General features: G+C 60.2%; 14 protein-coding genes. 8 read left to right on the top strand and 6 right to left on the bottom strand.

The window, feature by feature from the left end; genetic code table 11:
* Nucleotides 1–31: 31 nt before the first annotated feature.
* Nucleotides 32–421 (bottom strand): Rid family detoxifying hydrolase, encoded by a 390-nt coding sequence (locus tag ACYVIT_RS12770; RefSeq protein ID WP_415804921.1) that lies wholly within the window; start codon nt 419–421, stop codon nt 32–34.
* Nucleotides 422–608: 187 nt separating this feature from the next.
* Complete coding sequence (locus tag ACYVIT_RS12765; RefSeq protein WP_415804920.1) at nt 609–1,502, bottom strand: LysR family transcriptional regulator; 894 nt, start codon at nt 1,500–1,502, stop codon at nt 609–611.
* A 188-nt stretch (nt 1,503–1,690) separates the two neighbouring features.
* Between ACYVIT_RS12765 and ACYVIT_RS12760 the strand changes: the two genes are divergently transcribed.
* From ACYVIT_RS12760 to ACYVIT_RS12745, 4 genes are all read left to right on the top strand, one after another.
* Nucleotides 1,691–3,046, top strand: coding sequence for an acyclic terpene utilization AtuA family protein (locus ACYVIT_RS12760; protein ID WP_415804919.1), 1,356 nt, complete (start codon nt 1,691–1,693; stop codon nt 3,044–3,046).
* Nucleotides 3,043–3,450, top strand: a complete 408-nt coding sequence (locus ACYVIT_RS12755; protein ID WP_415804918.1) for an AtuA-related protein — start codon at nt 3,043–3,045, stop codon at nt 3,448–3,450. The genes ACYVIT_RS12760 and ACYVIT_RS12755 overlap by 4 nt, the downstream gene beginning before the upstream one ends.
* A 144-nt stretch (nt 3,451–3,594) precedes the next feature.
* Nucleotides 3,595–4,557, top strand: a complete 963-nt coding sequence (locus ACYVIT_RS12750) for a Bug family tripartite tricarboxylate transporter substrate binding protein (RefSeq protein ID WP_415804917.1) — start codon at nt 3,595–3,597, stop codon at nt 4,555–4,557.
* Nucleotides 4,558–4,752: 195 nt separating this feature from the next.
* Nucleotides 4,753–7,131 (top strand): ankyrin repeat domain-containing protein, encoded by a 2,379-nt coding sequence (locus ACYVIT_RS12745; protein WP_415804916.1) that lies wholly within the window; start codon nt 4,753–4,755, stop codon nt 7,129–7,131.
* Between the two features lie 103 nt (nt 7,132–7,234).
* On the opposite strand, the gene ACYVIT_RS12740 is transcribed toward ACYVIT_RS12745, so the two are convergent.
* The gene (locus ACYVIT_RS12740) at nt 7,235–8,011 is read right to left on the bottom strand and encodes a ferredoxin--NADP reductase (protein ID WP_415804915.1); all 777 of its coding nucleotides are present in this window, start codon (nt 8,009–8,011) and stop codon (nt 7,235–7,237) included.
* A 369-nt stretch (nt 8,012–8,380) separates the two neighbouring features.
* On the opposite strand from ACYVIT_RS12740, the gene ACYVIT_RS12735 reads away from it, so the two are divergent.
* The 3 genes from ACYVIT_RS12735 to ACYVIT_RS12725 all read left to right on the top strand — a co-directional run bounded on the left by ACYVIT_RS12735 (nt 8,381) and on the right by ACYVIT_RS12725 (nt 12,138).
* Entirely contained in the window at nt 8,381–9,421 is a 1,041-nt protein-coding gene (locus ACYVIT_RS12735; protein WP_415804914.1) for a Fe(3+) ABC transporter substrate-binding protein, read from the top strand.
* Between the two features lie 264 nt (nt 9,422–9,685).
* Complete coding sequence (locus tag ACYVIT_RS12730; RefSeq protein ID WP_415804913.1) at nt 9,686–11,356, top strand: ABC transporter permease; 1,671 nt, start codon at nt 9,686–9,688, stop codon at nt 11,354–11,356.
* Between the two features lie 2 nt (nt 11,357–11,358).
* Nucleotides 11,359–12,138, top strand: coding sequence for an ABC transporter ATP-binding protein (locus ACYVIT_RS12725; RefSeq protein WP_415804912.1), 780 nt, complete (start codon nt 11,359–11,361; stop codon nt 12,136–12,138).
* A gap of 137 nt (nt 12,139–12,275) precedes the next feature.
* On the opposite strand, the gene ACYVIT_RS12720 is transcribed toward ACYVIT_RS12725, so the two are convergent.
* Nucleotides 12,276–13,160 (bottom strand): pirin family protein, encoded by an 885-nt coding sequence (locus ACYVIT_RS12720; RefSeq protein ID WP_415804911.1) that lies wholly within the window; start codon nt 13,158–13,160, stop codon nt 12,276–12,278.
* 133 nt (nt 13,161–13,293) lie between these two features.
* Entirely contained in the window at nt 13,294–13,992 is a 699-nt protein-coding gene (locus tag ACYVIT_RS12715) for a pirin family protein (RefSeq protein WP_415804910.1), read from the bottom strand.
* A gap of 148 nt (nt 13,993–14,140) precedes the next feature.
* Between ACYVIT_RS12715 and ACYVIT_RS12710 the strand changes: the two genes are divergently transcribed.
* Nucleotides 14,141–15,052: a LysR family transcriptional regulator gene (locus tag ACYVIT_RS12710; RefSeq protein ID WP_415804909.1), complete on the top strand. Its 912-nt coding sequence runs from the start codon at nt 14,141–14,143 to the stop codon at nt 15,050–15,052.
* A gap of 134 nt (nt 15,053–15,186) precedes the next feature.
* Here ACYVIT_RS12710 and ACYVIT_RS12705 read toward each other — a convergent pair whose 3' ends face one another.
* Nucleotides 15,187–16,032 carry a class I SAM-dependent methyltransferase gene (locus ACYVIT_RS12705; RefSeq protein ID WP_415804908.1) on the bottom strand — a complete coding sequence of 282 codons (846 nt, stop codon included), beginning with the start codon at nt 16,030–16,032 and terminating at the stop codon, nt 15,187–15,189.
* Nucleotides 16,033–16,034 lie beyond the last annotated feature (2 nt).

The following is a 16,034-nucleotide window of genomic DNA, read 5'->3' as shown; positions in this document are numbered from 1 at the left end:
GTCGCCGGCATATGCGAGAAAATCAGGCGCCTTAGGCCAGAACCAGAATCGCCTCCACCTCGAATTGCGCGCCTTTAGGCAGGCTGGCCACACCGACCGTCGAACGGGCCGGGAACGGCTGCGGGATCAATTCGGCCATGATGGCGTTGGCGGCGGTGAATTTGTTCAGGTCAGTCAGGAACAAGGTCAATTTGACGATGTCGTTCAGCGTCCCGCCTGCCTCCTGGATGACCGCGGTCATGTTCATAAAAGCCTGGCGCACCTGAGCGTCGAAGTTTTCCGACACGAGATCGCCCGTACCCGGTTCCAGGCCAATCTGGCCAGACAGATAGACCGTCTTGGTACCGGTCACGGCAACGGCCTGCGAATAAGGACCAACGGCGGCCGGGGCCGCATCGGTATGGATGATTTGCTTGCTCATGAGCCGGATCCTTGAAGAATAATCGATCGTAATACTGGACTATTGAAGTTTAAACGGCAATAGGTATTTGCGAAAGCGAGGCGGACCACGTTGAGCCGCCCGGCTGACTCGGACATTGTCGACAGCGATATGACAAGAATAGTGGCGTTCGCCGCTTTTTGGCTAATTTGGCTTGATGTGGGCGCCATCAAACTCCCAATTCATTCACGTGCTCTCGCAGCAGGTCATACAGCGTTTGGGCAGCGACCGACAAGGCGCGGCCTTCGCGGCGCACGAGGTACAACGGTCGTGTCAAGGGTTTCCCTGCGAGGGGCTTGATCGCCAACTGGTCGCGCTGAAAATGAAACAGCGTCATGGCGGGAACCACGCTGATGCCCATACCGGCCAGGACCAGCCCGGTTACCGTGGCCAGATGCTCGACTTCGAGCAGGGGCTGGGGCGATTTCGGCCCGAGGGCCTCGTCGAGATAGCGGCGCACGCTGCTGCCGCGCGCCAATTGAATCAAGGGCCAGCGCGCGAGATCACGCAGACGGACCTCATCGCGTCCGGCCAAAGGATGATCCTTTCGGCAAACGAGGAAAAACCTATCGGCATGGAGAAATTCGCTCTCCAGGTCGGTCATATCTGCCCGTTGCGCCGCGACGGCGAAATCCGCCGCACCACTTTGCACCATATCCAGGCACGGATCCAGCAGAGCGTCGCGCAATTGCAAGGTGATCCCCGGATAGTCCTGATGAAAACGGGCCAATAGCGCTGGCAGCCACCCGGCGGCCAATGACGGCAAGGCGGCGATAGTGACGTGCCCGCGGCGGCGCGCGGCGTAATCGCGCAGATCCTCGACGACAAGATCGAGCTCGCCCAACAATCGACGCGCGGACGCATCCATCACCCTGCCCTCGGCCGTCAGTTCCACGTTACGGGTGTTGCGATCGAACAGACGCACCCCGGCTGCGTCCTCCAGTGTGCGGATGAGCGCACTGAACGCCGGCTGGGTCAGATGGCAACGCTGCGCGGCGCGAGTGAAATGCTTTTCATCGGCCAGGGCCACGAATGCGCGAAGTTGGCGGGTAGACAGATTCATAGAAATATTGGATGAATCGATCTTTTATTTCTATTTCACTTATTAAGCAAGCCTACCTATAGTGAGCGCCATCGGCTGCATGCCATGCCAGAGGCGCGATGGTCTCACCGTCATCAACGACGACAGCTCATCGCGACGCTGCTTTGCACGATGGCCGCACAAGAACGACAACTCATACCGGGACAAACATGACGGCTGCACCCTTTTTGATCGGCTGTGCCACCGGCTTTTCTGGCGACCGCACGGACGGGGCATTGCCCATCGTGCACGCGCTGGCCGCGCGCGGTGGGGGCACGCTGATTTTCGAAACACTGGCCGAGCGGACACTTGCACTGGCCCAGTTGGCGCGCAACGCCGATCCGGAACGCGGCTATGAACCGTTGCTGGACGACTTACTGAACCCCATCCTGGCACACTGCCTGCGGCACGACGTGCACATCGTCAGTAATTTCGGGGCCGCGAACCCGCCTGCGGCGGCGCGTCGAATTGCTGAACTGGCGCGCGCGCAGGGGCTGCCGGCGCCGCGCATTGCTGTCGTGCACGGCGACGCATTGACGGCGCCAGCGCAACATGACTTGTTGCGCGAACGCCTGGGTCCTGCCTTTGACAGCATGGATGTCGTCAGCGCGACGGCTTATCTCGGTGCAAATGAGATTGCTGCCGCATTGCGCGAAGGCGCGCACATTGTTGTGGCCGGACGGGTGGCGGACCCCTCATTGACCTTGGGCCCCGCTTTGGCGCATTACGGCTGGGCAGAGGACGATTGGGCGCGATTAGGCCGCGCGACGATGGCGGGCCATATGCTCGAATGCGGCACGCAAGTCACAGGCGGTTATTTTTGCGTGCCAGGGCTCAAAGACGTGCCGGATATCTATACAGCGGGCTATCCGATCGCAGAGATCGATGCCGATGGCGGGTTCGTGATTACGAAGCCTGACGGCACCGGAGGCGTGGTTGACGCGCGCACGGTAAAAGAACAATTACTTTACGAGGTACATGATCCGGCGCGGTACTTGACGCCGGACGTCATCGCGGACTTGAGCCAAGCCCGCGTCCAACCGATTGGCCCCGATCGCGTAGCCGTCACAGGCATTACCGGCCACCCACGCCCTGACGAACTGAAGGTCAACGTATGTCACCGCGGCGGCTGGCTGGCCGAAGCCGAGATTTCCTATGCAGGCGTGCAAGCCGAGGCGCGCGCCCGTCTCGCGGCGGACATGGTGCAAAAGCGCCTGGGCTCGGCGTTGAAAGTGCGTATGGATTTGATTGGCGTGGTCAGTATTCTGGGAGACGACAACGGTGGCATGTTGTCCGCGCGATCGCTCGGACACGCTCGCGACGTGCGCTTGAGATTGGCCGCCGAACACACGGACGCAAGCACGGCGGAACGATTGCTGCGCGAAGTGACTGCGCTCTATTGCTGCGGCCCTGCAGGAGGCGGCGGCGTCCGGACCTCGCTGCGGCCGCGGTTGAATATGGTGTCCTGCACGATTCCACGAGATGCAGTGGCAAGCGGCTGGACGATGCTGGAGGCGCAACAATGACTTCCATACTGTCTGCCAACCCGCCCGCCGCCACGGTCTCGGTACCGCTCTATCGGCTGGCGCACAGCCGCTCTGGCGACAAGGGCAATATTTCCAATCTCAGCCTGATTGCCTGGGATGAGGCGTGCTACGACGTGCTCGTCGAACAGGTCACGGACATGCGCGTGGCGCAATGGTTTGATTATCGCCATCCGACTCGCGTCACACGCTATGAGATTCCGACGCTGCAGGCCATGAATTTCGTGCTGGAGGGGGTTCTGGACGGCGGCGTGAACGACGCACTGAATCTGGACACACACGGCAAGAGCCTGTCGTTTCATCTGCTGGATCTGCCGGTCGAGGTCAGTGTAGAACTGGCGCGACGTCTGCCCGACGTGCCTGGCGACGCTTTATCGACGGCATAACCGGTGGCCTGGCCTGGCCTGGCCAGGGCCTTAACCCACCTCGGCGGTGTCTGCGGCAATGCTTTGTTGTCCACGCACCTGCCGCTTTCTGCAGCAACACACGTTTCACCACAAACCACTTAACAACAACACACGGAGACTACGATGCGCTTGACCCCTTTACGCATGATTGCCGCACTATGCACTGCCTTGCCCTTGACGGTAGCGGCCCAAAACTTCCCGAGTAAACCCATCACGTTCATCGTGCCCTTTGCCGCAGGCAGCGCCACCGACCAGATCGGCCGCGCCATCGGTCAAGGCGTCACCGAACAGACCGGGCAATCGGTGGTCATCGAAAACCGGGCTGGCGCCAGCGCGATGATCGGTGCGCAAGCCGGCGCCCGGGCTCCCGCTGACGGCTATACGGTACTGATCACTACCAACACCACGCACGCCGCCAATGAACATTTGTACAAAAGCCTGCCCTACGATCCGGTGAAGGATTTTTCGCCGGTCACCTTATTGGGTAAAGGCGGCCAGATCATGGTGATCAACCCTTCGTCGTCCGCAAAAACGGTGGGCGACTTTCTCGCGCTGGCCAAGCAGTCGCCGGGCAAGCTGAGTTTTGGCAGCGGCAGCTCCAGCAGCCGCATCGCGGGCGAGTTGCTGCAGCAGATGGCCGATATCAAACTGCTGCATGTCCCCTACAAAAGCAATCCCTTGGCCGTGACCGATTTGTTGGGTGGCCAGATCGACATGATGATCACCGACACCGCCACCGGCCTGCCGCAAGTCGCCTCGGGCAAACTGCGCGCACTCGGGTTCACCGGCAGCGAGCGTTCTCCTCTCGCTCCGGATCTGCCCACCATCTCGGAGGCCGGTGTCCCCGGATATGAAATGGGCTATTGGTTCGCCGCCTACGTCCCCGATGGCACTCCCGATGACGTCGTCGCCAGACTGCACGACCTGTTGGCCAAAGCCACAGAAGGCAAAGCCGCCAAACATTTCTACGAATCCACCGGCACCGCGCCCGCCACCTCGACACCGAAAGAACTCGCCGAGTTCCAGCACGCTGAGTCAAAGAAATGGGGCGAGATCATTCATAAGGCGGGGATTACGCCGGAATAATCCAGCCGGCAACGTGTCAGAGGCGGGCCAACGCATAACGACCGTAAACGAACAAGGTGCGCAGCGGCCGTGCGTGCGATGGGCGATGGGCGATGGGCGATGGGCAATGGGCAATGGGCAATGGGCAGACAAATGTCTGCCCATTTGCTTGTGGCTGAACACCGCAGGAGGGATATCGGCAGTCCGGAACGAAACATGATGCTTCGTTACTTACATAGCCAAGCCGCCCTCACGCAAACGCTCACCATGGAATCTGGCGGCAGTCCGGCGGCTGCTCTAGGAGATGCCGCACCGCGTTTGCCCTTCGAGTACCGTCCTATGCCGAACGACATTCATCTTTCTCAGAATCTGACCAGCTTAATGCCGGTCGATCACCCGCCCGCCAATCCCGCCCCGTCGGAAGCTGGCGGGCGATTGCTGCAGGCCATACAGACAGACGACTTGGAGACGTTCTATGCGCTGTTTAACGACGATACGGCAGATTTCGGGCAAGAGTACTACGAGAACCATGAGAATGCCCTCCATATTGCCGTAAAGTCTGGCAGCCATGCCGTCGCGATAGCGTTGGCTGAGATGTCCCATGAGATGGACCTGGATCTCCTTGACGGCCGGGACGATGCCGGATACACGCCGATCATGTATGCAGCCCAATCCGAAACCGACGACGTTGAACTGATCAACGCGTTGCTCAATTCTGGGGCTAGAGCCGGTCTGGACGAAGCCCTGAAATTCGCCGCACAGCGAGGTCACGTGGGGATGGTGGCACGCCTGATCGACAGTGACGTTGATTCAGTCCAAGTCCTGGCCGAAATCGCTCAACACGATTCCAGCGACGGCGGCGTGAGCGCTGCGAAGCTGTTGATATCAACGGGAGCAGATGCGACCAACGCATTGATCTACGCGTCTGAAAAAGGTTGGCGCACTGCGGAATCCGCGTTGCTCATGCTCGGCGCCAACGGCTCAGCTGCTTTAGTGTCAGTGGCGACGCAGGAGGCAATCAGAGGAACTTCCTCCATGTTCACCTTCGGCGGCACGAACCGCCTGATTGCCATGGGCGCCGACGCCGCCACCGCGCTGATTCAGTTAGCACAGAGTCCCCGTAGCGAAGTCAATAGCAAGGCGGCACGCGTCTTGATCGGAGCAGATCGGGACCCCGGCTCTTACTACGAACCCACTCCTGCCGAGGGGATTGCGCTGTCGCGGCTAATACGAAGCAGAGACACTGCGGCGTTGCAAATGTGGATTCCACTGCGTCCCGCTGTCCTCATTAGCGAGTTGGCAAAAGCGGGGGAAGTCGGCACACTAAAACCATTCATCGCCTCTCACCCAGACATAAGCGAACAAATCCTGCAGCGGGCTATCGAAGGCAAGAATCTGTTGCTTGCGAAAACAATGGTCGCCGCCGGCACGTCGACCTCAACGTTAATACACTCGCTGCCCGTCCACAGGGACAACCTGCCTGCATTACGCTTGGCAATCCTAGCCGGCGCCCCACGTTCCGGCCTGCCGGAGGAGGCCAGAGCAGACTTCGCCAAAAGGGAAATAAGGGTCTCGCAGTATTCACCTACCCAGAGACAGGCCGCGCTTCTGTCTGCCTTGTGGTGGAATGACGTAGGGGATGTCGCGATTTTGCTCAACACAAAGGTCGATGTCGGGGACGCGCTGAGGAAGCTGCGTGAAGATGCCAATTACCGGGGACTGAGGACATTGTTCGCCTCGGGATTACGCACGTCTGACGTGATGCTCGAAAGCGTGCGCGCGGGGGACATGAGGACCGCAAAATTCATGACCGAGAGCCGGGAGACCGATGCATCGACCGAAGTTCTCCGCGAGCTGATTGCATACGACCAACGGGAGCCAGCACGCGCGCTCCTTGGCCTGTTGAATGACAGAGGCCGGCAAGCCCTGACACACGCAGCAGCGAGTGACGATATCCCATTCGCCGTAGCCCTCATGGAACTAGGCGCCGATGGGCCAGGCGCCTTAATCGAATTGTTGAGCGACCAACACCGTGCAGCAGCACTCAGACTGATCGCTGCAGGGGTAAATATTCATACGACCCTGACGAAAACGGCCGAGATGTATACAGGGACCACACGAGATAACGTCGTGAGAGATCTCGTGACAGCCGGCGCGGATTGGCTCGTTGCACTACAACAGGCGAGTGAGCTTGACGATAAAGAAGCTATAAAGTCGCTAGCCACACGAGCTGAGCTAGGCCAAAAAATGGTGTGGGTGCTGGATCACGAAACGATGGCTACTGAGGAAAAAACGGAATGGCTGCGACTGATGATTCAGTCCGGGGTGCCGACCGACACCCTAGCAGCGACACTCGCCGAAAACGCAAAAAATGCCGGAAAATTGAGATTATTAACGGCCGCGGGAATGCGCACAGACGACCTCTTGGTGCAGATGTCCAAGCAAGGCAATCGCATAGACGCAAGGAACCTCATCCTCGGCGGTGGAAATTACATCGAGGCAATGAGATCGCTGCGGGCCGACAACCAACACCAAGCAATAACCGTGTTGGGCTTAGCGCTGACGGAGGCCAGGGATAGGATGATGGCGCCGTAGCGAGATTGGTTCACTACGCCGTCAGTCAAGCAAAGGGCATGCATCTCGTGATGCATGCCCTTTTTCATTGCATATCATAGACGGCGACACGGCCGCTCGCGCATTATTTTTCGACGAATGCGCGCTCGACCACGTAGTCGCCCGGCTCGCCTACGCCCGGTGAAACCTGGAAACCGCGAGAGTCCAGCATCGCACTGATGTCGGCCAGCATGTGAGGGCTGCCGCAGAGCATGGCGCGGTCGGTTTCGGGGTTGATCTGCGGCAGGCCGACATCGGCGCAGAGCTTGCCATTTTCGATCAACTGCGTGATGCGGCCCTGGTTGCGGAACGGCTCGCGCGTGACGGTGGGATAGTAGATGAGCTTGTCGCGCACCACATCGCCAAAGAACTCGTTGTTGGGCAGCTCGTTTTCGATGAATTCGGCGTAGGCCAGCTCGCTGACCCAACGCACGCCGTGCACCAGGACGACTTTTTCGAATCGCTCGTAGACGTCGGGGTCTTTGATGATGCTCATGAAGGGCGCCAGGCCGGTGCCTGTGCCGAACAGGAACAGGTTTTTGCCGGGCTTGAGGTCGTCGACGATCAACGTACCCACCGGTTTACGGCTGACGAGGATGGAATCGCCCTCTTTCAGGTGCTGCAAACGAGAGGTCAAGGGGCCGTCCTGGACCTTGATGCTCAGGAATTCGAGGTTTTCCTCGTAGTTGGCACTGGCGATGCTGTAGGCGCGCATCAGGGGCTTGCCTTCGACTTCCAGGCCAATCATGACAAAGTGGCCGTTGTGGAAACGCAAGGCCGAGTCACGCGTGGTGGTAAAGGAGAAAAGCGTATCGTTCCAGTGGCGCACGCTGAGTACGCGTTCGGTATTAAAAGCTGCCATGTCGTTGAAAAAGTGCAACGCACCAGGTGCGCCGAGTGAATTTCCGCGCTGTGCAAAAGGCTTGCAATAAGCTGGCGCGGGGCTCAGGGTTTTCCCGATTTTACCAAGACTACTTGATAACTCATCTCATTATTCCGTAATTCTCTTATAACTTTTTGGTAGAACCCCGGTTCAAGCCCGGAAACAGGGCTGTAGCTGACGCTAAGTTGAATGGTTGGGCGGTTCCTGGTATTGTCGCACCCACTTGATAATAATTTTCGTTAACGGGTTCTGCCCTGCCCGGCGCCACGCTCGGCCCGGGTCGAGCGGTGCCCGAGACAAACGGCATTTCAGCCAACTATTTAACGCTATATCGGAGCCTGGCCCTCTATGTCGACCCGACGCTTTTCCTTGTCCCCCCTCTTTGGCGCGCTGGCGCTCGCGGGCGCCGTGCTCGCCACGCCGGCCAATGCGGCCGAAGAAGTCAGCCTGTACACCACGCGCGAACCCAAATTGATCCAGCCGATGCTGGATGCCTTTACCAAGGAAACGGGCATCAAGGTCAACACGGTCTTTGTGAAAGACGGGCTGCTCGAGCGCGTCAAGGCCGAGGGCGCACAATCGCCAGCGGATGTGCTGATGACGGTCGATATCGGCAACCTGATCGATCTGGTCGACGGCGGGATTACGCAAGCAGTCCAGTCGGAAACGCTGAACAAGGTCATTCCGGCAAATCTGCGCGGTGCGGATGGCAAATGGTATGCGCTGTCGCTGCGCGACCGTGTGCTATATGTGGCCAATGACGTCAAGCTGGACAGTTTCCACTACGAAGACCTGGCCGATGCGCAATGGAAAAACAAGGTCTGCATCCGCTCGGGCCAGCACCCGTACAACACCGGCCTGGTTGCGGCGATGATCGCGCATGACGGGGCCGAGGCAACGGAAAAATGGCTGCGTGGGGTCAAGGCCAACTTGGCGCGCAAGGCTGCAGGCGGCGATCGTGACGTGGCGCGCGACATTCTGGGCGGGATTTGCGATATCGGTATCGCCAACGCCTACTACGTCGGCCATATGAAAAACGCCGAACCCGGTACCGACGCCCGCAAATGGGGCGACGCGATCAAGGTGGTGCGCCCGACATTCAAGAATGGCGGCGACGGCACGCACGTGAACATCAGCGGCGCGGCCGTTGCGGCACATGCCCCGCAAAAGGAAAACGCGGTCAAACTGCTGGAGTTCCTGGTTTCCGAGCCGGCACAAGCCCTGTACGCGCGCGCCAACTACGAATATCCCATCCGTCCCGGCGTGACGCTGGACCCCGTGGTGGCGAGTTTTGGCGAACTGAAGATCGATTCGCTGCCGGTGGCGGAAATCGCAAAGCATCGCAAGCAAGCCAGCGAGCTGGTGGATAAGGTCGGGTTCGATAATTAAACGGTATTGAGGTAATAGGCTGAATCAAACATGATGCAGGGCCGGGGCTGAACGACACACCATCGCCGGCCCTGTTACGGCACCAGCGGTATATCCGAATCATGTCTAACCGGTCTGAGACCTAATCAATCATCACGCCAGCACTGCCCGTTTCCGTGGCGAGTCAGCAATCCGTGTCAGGCACCGCAAGGGGCCTGACATTTGCTTTTTTCACCGGACGGCGATAACGCCGCCGGTGCAGCGTGAGGGTCTTTTTTTCTTAGTATGCAAACTGATTCTTTGCCGCGCCCCTGGCGACTACGCGGCCCCGAGCGCGGAGCGGGATGGCTGCTGGGCGCAGTCCTGATCGCATTCGCCGTGTTGCTGCCTCTGGGGGCGTTGGCGTGGCAGGCCCTGGACGCCGATCTGTCGCACTGGTCGCACTTGGCGACATACGTCCTGCCTCAGGCGCTGGCCAATACCGCCATGTTGCTGCTGGGCGTCGGGATATTGGTCACGATGCTGGGCACCGGCGCGGCCTGGCTGGTCACCGCGTACGATTTTCCCACCAGGCGGATATTGACATGGGCGCTGCTGCTGCCCCTGGCAGTGCCCACCTACATTATCGCGTTTGCCTATCTGGACTTGCTGCATCCGATCGGGCCGATTCAGACGGCGATACGTACGATACTGGGCTATGACAGCCCGCGGGATTTTCGCTTGCCGGATTTGCGCTCGATTTACGGTGCCATTTTTGTCCTGGGTTTCGTGCTGTACCCGTATGTTTACTTGAGCACGCGTGTGATGTTCATGACGCAAGCCGCGAGCCTGCTCGAGGCGGCACGTACGCTGGGCGCGGGTAAAGTCGGTGTCTTTGTCCGCGTCGCCCTGCCCCTGGCGCGCCCTGCGATCGCGGTGGGTGCCAGTCTGGCCTTGCTGGAAACGCTGAACGATATCGGCGCATCCGAGTTTTTGGGCGTGCAGACGCTGACGGTGTCGGTGTACACGACGTGGGTGACACGCTCGGACCTGGCAAGCGCAGCGCAGATCGCGTTGACGATGTTGGCCATCGTGGTGGGGCTGATTTTGCTGGAACGCCACGGCCGCAAACGGCAACGTTACGCCAACACACAGCGCATGCGGCCCATGCAGGCGCGGCGCTTGCGTGGCAGCGCCGCGTTGCTGGCCATCGTGCTGGGCTGGGTTCCGGTGTTGCTGGGGTTTATCGCGCCGGCCTGGTATCTGGTGGTAGAGACGTCCAAGCGCCTGCATCTCGTGGGCGGCGTGTCTGATCAGTTGATCAATGGCCTGACCAACACGGTCACGGTCGCGTTTGCAGCGACAGTCGTCACGCTGGGCTGCGGGCTGATCGTGGCGTGGGCGGGACGGACGCTACGGGAAAGTGCACGACTGAATCCGGGCCGTGCATGCGCCCGGATTGCCAGTCTCGGTTATGCCGTACCCGGGACCGTGTTGGCGATCGGTTTGCTGATGCCGTTTACCTGGATCGATCGTCAACTGGGCTCGGTGTTTGGTACGCAGGGTTTGCTGCTAATGGGATCGACAGGTGCGCTGGTATGCGCCTATACCATGCGTTTTCTGGCGATTTCGGTGGGCGGGATCGAAGCCGGCCTGTCGCGCATTCCGCCCTCTTTGGAGCAAGCCTCGCGATTGCTGGGTGAAAATGCGAGCGGGACGCTGCGCCGGGTCCATTTGCCCTTGCTCAAGCCGGCGTTGGCCACCGCGGCGTTGCTGGTGTTTGTCGATACGATGAAAGAACTGCCGGCCACACTGCTGTTGCGGCCGCTGAATTTCGAGACGCTGGCGACGTGGCTTTATGCGGAAGCCGCACGCGGCACGTACGAGGAAGGCGCCGTCGCGGCCTTGGCCATCGTGGTCGCGGGCCTCGTGCCGGTGATTTTGCTGGCACGTACTAATTTGAAAATGGGACATTGAACGTGGCCGATTTGCTTGAACTCGACCGCATCCGCCTGGCCTACGATACGCCGCAAGGCCTGCGCCCGGTGGTGCAGGATCTGTCGCTGGCGCTGCCGGCGGGCCATATTGGTTGTTTGCTGGGCCAGTCCGGCTGCGGCAAGACCACGATTTTGCGCGCCATCGCGGGCTTTGAGCCGGTGCGCGCCGGGCATATTGCACTGGACGGCACCATCATTTCATCCGAGTCCGTGCTAGTCGCACCGGAACACCGCCGTGTAGGAATGATGTTCCAGGATTACGCGCTGTTCCCCCATCTGACGGCCGCAGAAAATGTGGCGTTTGGGCTGCGCAAGCTGATGAACAAGGCCCAGCGTGCGGCGCGCGTCAAGGAAATGCTGGATCTGGTCGGTCTGTCGGCAGCGGCCGATAGCTATCCGCACGAGATTTCCGGAGGACAGCAGCAGCGTGTGGCGCTGGCCCGTGCGCTGGCGCCCTCGCCTGATCTCTTGCTGCTGGACGAGCCGTTTTCCAATCTGGATGTGGATACGCGCGAGCGCCTGGCGTTCGAGGTGCGCGATATTCTCAAATCCACGGGCCACACCGCCATTCTCGTCACCCATAACCAGGCCGAAGCCTTCGCCATTGCCGATCGCATCGGCGTCATGAGCGAAGGCAAGGTGGTGCAATGGGATACCCCTTATAACCTGCATCACCGCCCTGCGACGGATTTTGTACGGGATTTTGTGCGACGCGAGGCCTTGGTGGAGCAGCGGCAGCAAGCATACGCGCGCGGGCGTTGATGCGCGTTTTCATGTTCCCGTAGACAGCATCGTTGCGCAACGCATGTGCGCCCTCACCGAGAGGGTAACGGCGGCGGCTGTCGAGCAGCCGCCGCCATAGTTACCGTCACCGTCTCGGGATCAACAGGTCATCATCATCACGCCTTTGGCGCGGGCAGCGGAATATATTCCGTTTCGTCCCCCGGCACGATCTGGCTGAAACGATCACGCTGCCAGTCTGCTTTGGCCTGCTCGATGCGGTCTTTGCGGCTGGAGACGAAATTCCACCAGACAAAGCGCGGACCATCCAGCGGCTCGCCACCCAGGATGGCAAAGCGGACCTCATCCACGGCCCGCACCGTGACGGGTTGGCTGGCGACGAACACGATGAGCTGTCCGGGTTGGTAAACCTGCCCGTCAACCTCGACGGTGCCGCGGCTGAGATAGGCGGCGCGTTCTTCGTATTCGGCGGGAATCACCACGGTGGAGCCGGCCTTCATCACGATGTCGCCAAAAAACAAGGGCGATAGCGTACGTACGGAAGAGGTTTTGCCGAATAGGGAACCCGCGACGACCTGGGCACGCACGCCCTCGCCTTCGACCACAGGTTGCGCGTCGAGGCCGTAATGCACGAAACCGGGATCGGTTTCCTCATGTTGGCTGGGCAAGCCTACCCAAAGCTGCAAACCCGCAATACGCTGGCCGGCGCTGCGTTGTGCATCGGGACTGCGTTCGGAGTGGACGATCCCACGGCCGGCCGTCATCCAGTTGACTTCGCCAGGACGGATCTCCTGGACATTACCCGCGCCGTCGCGGTGCATCATGGCCCCCTCGTAGAGAAAGGTCACGGTAGATAAACCAATGTGCGGATGAGGACGTACGTCCATTCCCGCGCCCGGTTCGAACGACACCGGACCCATCTCATCCAGGAAGACGAACGGGCCGACAGTGCGGCGTTGCGCCGACGGCAAGGCGCGGCGGACGGTAACGCCGTCACCCAGATCGCTGGTGCGTGGGACGATGAGCGTTTCAACTAGGGACATGCGGTTCTCCTGGGGTGTCGCGCCGCGCGGGCGTGGTTAAAGCATTTTGGGGGATTACAGCCCGCATGGCTATCGCGGATAACCATGCGGGGACGTACCGACGGGTCCAGCTTGACCCGGTCCTGCAGCGGCCTCAGGCCAGATCGAACACCAGCACATCGGCCTGTTTGCCATCACTGATGCGTACGGCGCTCTCGTCGGTCAGGGCCAACGCGTCGCCGGCCTTCAGGGCTTGGCCATTGACGGTCACTTCGCCACGCGCCACATGCACCCAGGCACGACGGCCGGTGGCCAAAGGCAGTTCAGCAGTTTCCGCACCATCGAACAAGCCGACATACAAGCGTGCGTCCTGGTGAATGCGCATGGAGCCATCGGCGCCATCGGGCGAGATGACCTGGCGCAGGCGACCACGCTTTTCGGCTTCAGGCACCGCCTGCTCTTCGTACTCGGGCTCGATACCCGTGACGTTGGGCTCGATCCAGATTTGCAGCAAATGCGTGGCCTGGTCCTCCAGCGGGTTGAATTCCGAGTGCAACACGCCGCGGCCGGCACTCATACGCTGCACGTTGCCCGGGCGGATGGTCGAGCCGCTGCCCATGCTGTCCTTGTGCGCCACGGCGCCGTCGAGCACGTAGGTGATGATCTCCATGTCGCGGTGGCCATGGGTGCCAAAACCACGGCTTGGGGCGATACGGTCGTCATTGATGACGCGCAGCGAACTGAAACCCATGTGAGCCGGGTCGTAGTAGTTCGCAAAAGAAAAGGTGTGATAGCTGTCGAGCCAACCGTGATTGGCGTGGCCACGTTCATTGCTACGGCGCAGGGTCAACATAGTGAGCTCCTTTCGATAATCAGAATGATTCAGGGCGAGACGTTGTTGTCTGATCACCCTCCATGAAACGTATTGTGCGCGGATCAGATAGGCTTGAGACTGAATTGGTTTGATGAGATCATTCAATTTATTTGAATGACTTTTCGCCATGCAAGCCATCACCCCTGAACTGCTTTATATGATCGACGCCATTGCGCGTCATGGCAGTTTTGCCAAGGCGGCGCGCGAGCTGGGCAAAGTGCCCTCAGCCGTGACCTATGCCGTACGCAAACTCGAGGACGCGCTGGATGTGCTGTTGTTTGATCGCAGCGGCCACCGCGCTCACCTCACGCCGGCGGGGGAAACACTGCTACAGGATGGCCGGCAGGTGTTGCAATCGCTGGATGCGCTGGCGGGACGGGTCAAACGGGTGGCGACGGGATGGGAGCTGGATTTGAAGGTGGCAGTCAGTGCCGTATTGCCCTTGGCGCCGCTGTATGACTTGATTGCCGAGTTTCGCGAGTTGGCCTCGGTCACGACGTTGCGGCTGTCTACTGAGGTGCTCAGCGGGAATTGGGACGCTTTGGCGTCAGGGCGTGTAGATCTGGTCATTGGCGCGGATGCGGCGGGAGTGCCCTCTGGGGCCTATTGGTCACAGCCCTTAGGCGAACTGCAGTTTGGTTTTTGCGTCGCGCCGCATCATCCGCTGGCGCAGCTCAATCGCCCACTGACAGCGGCCGATATCGCGGCCCACTGCGCGATTGCGCTGGCCGATACGTCGCGCGATCTGCCGCCACGCACGCGCGGCCTGCTGAATCAGCAGCCCTTCGTCATGATGCCGACCATGCAAGCCAAGATCGATGCGCAGGTGCGCGGCCTGGGATGCGGCTACCTGCCCCTGTCGCTGGCCGCGCCCTACATCATCCGAGGCCAATTGGTGCAATGCGCCACGGATGACGTGGTGCCGATTACCGAACAACTGGTTTACGCCTGGCGCGAGCCGATGCCGGGACAGGCGTTGAAATGGTGGCTGCAAAAGCTGCGCTCGCCCCGATTATGCGAAAGCCTGCTAGGGGTGTGACTCCCTGTCAAAAGCCCTGCCCCTCGATGCCACTTTGCTGTCAACGGGGCAATCGCACATCATCACATATGTTTCGAGGCGCCACCGCCTCGCCCGTGGGCGGGCGGGATAGCGCCCTGCCCAGGGGGCTCGACTTAACGAGACTCCGTGCTGTACTTCAACAAATCGATCAACGCCGCATAAGGCTCTGCAACGGGTTCCACGACGAATTCCGCCATTCTGCCCGCGAGGCGGGCGGGCTGCAGGTAGCGTTCGACCACATGATATTCAGGCCGGTCCACATAATCGTCGAACAAAATGACGCAGCCCGGCGGCGCCATCAACATCGTGATCAGGAAAGACGCGACGCGGAAACGCCCATCGATCAATACCAGGTCGGGCCGCTCGCCGGTTTTGAGCAATTTTGTCCAGGGCGCGGTGCAATAACAGGGCCAGTCTCTGGCGTGGGATTCGTCCACCGGCCTGCCCCATTCCTTGGTGGCGCCGATGTCCGCATAGATGGGGATGTAGCGACGGCGCGGAATGCCTTCATCCAGCAATCGCTGCCTGACGGCTTTCAAAAACTGCTTGTCGGTATCGACGGAATAAATGCTCTTGACGCCTGCCTGAGCGACCATCAACGAGCTGCCGCCCGAACCATATTCCAGAAAGACTCTGATCCCCGTCAGGTGTTCGCCGAGCAGCGCGATGCCTTCCGCCTCCATGTGAGGCAGATCGGGAATCGTATCGGCCGACCAGACCTGCGTCGATGGCTCGGCGGCAGAGTTTGGTTTGGTCCGCTTGACTCTGGTTTGCTTGGTTTTTTTGGCGCCGGAGTCTTTTGCTTTGGCGCGCTTGGGCGTGACGTCGGCGCCTTTTGCTTTGCCGCTCTTGACCTTGATACCGCGGTCCTTTGCTTTGGCGTCTTTGGCCTTGACGTCTTTAAGCTTGAGCCCTTTGGCCTTCGCCTCTTTAACCTTGGCAGCTTTGGTCTTGGTCAACT

This window comes from Bordetella muralis (assembly GCF_054781015.1).
The sequence above is the reverse complement of the archived record's forward strand: the minus strand, read 5'-3'. Positions and strand labels throughout refer to the sequence as shown.

What these genes read in the sequence shown, in the direction of transcription:
- ACYVIT_RS12770 (WP_415804921.1), bottom strand. Translation starts at nt 421, where the DNA reads ATGAGCAAGCAAATCATCCATACCGATGCGGCCCCGGCCGCCGTTGGT.
- ACYVIT_RS12765 (WP_415804920.1), bottom strand. Translation starts at nt 1,502, where the DNA reads ATGAATCTGTCTACCCGCCAACTTCGCGCATTCGTGGCCCTGGCCGAT.
- ACYVIT_RS12760 (WP_415804919.1), top strand. Translation starts at nt 1,691, where the DNA reads ATGACGGCTGCACCCTTTTTGATCGGCTGTGCCACCGGCTTTTCTGGC.
- ACYVIT_RS12755 (WP_415804918.1), top strand. Translation starts at nt 3,043, where the DNA reads ATGACTTCCATACTGTCTGCCAACCCGCCCGCCGCCACGGTCTCGGTA.
- ACYVIT_RS12750 (WP_415804917.1), top strand. Translation starts at nt 3,595, where the DNA reads ATGCGCTTGACCCCTTTACGCATGATTGCCGCACTATGCACTGCCTTG.
- ACYVIT_RS12745 (WP_415804916.1), top strand. Translation starts at nt 4,753, where the DNA reads ATGATGCTTCGTTACTTACATAGCCAAGCCGCCCTCACGCAAACGCTC.
- ACYVIT_RS12740 (WP_415804915.1), bottom strand. Translation starts at nt 8,011, where the DNA reads ATGGCAGCTTTTAATACCGAACGCGTACTCAGCGTGCGCCACTGGAAC.
- ACYVIT_RS12735 (WP_415804914.1), top strand. Translation starts at nt 8,381, where the DNA reads ATGTCGACCCGACGCTTTTCCTTGTCCCCCCTCTTTGGCGCGCTGGCG.
- ACYVIT_RS12730 (WP_415804913.1), top strand. Translation starts at nt 9,686, where the DNA reads ATGCAAACTGATTCTTTGCCGCGCCCCTGGCGACTACGCGGCCCCGAG.
- ACYVIT_RS12720 (WP_415804911.1), bottom strand. Translation starts at nt 13,160, where the DNA reads ATGTCCCTAGTTGAAACGCTCATCGTCCCACGCACCAGCGATCTGGGT.
- ACYVIT_RS12715 (WP_415804910.1), bottom strand. Translation starts at nt 13,992, where the DNA reads ATGTTGACCCTGCGCCGTAGCAATGAACGTGGCCACGCCAATCACGGT.
- ACYVIT_RS12710 (WP_415804909.1), top strand. Translation starts at nt 14,141, where the DNA reads ATGCAAGCCATCACCCCTGAACTGCTTTATATGATCGACGCCATTGCG.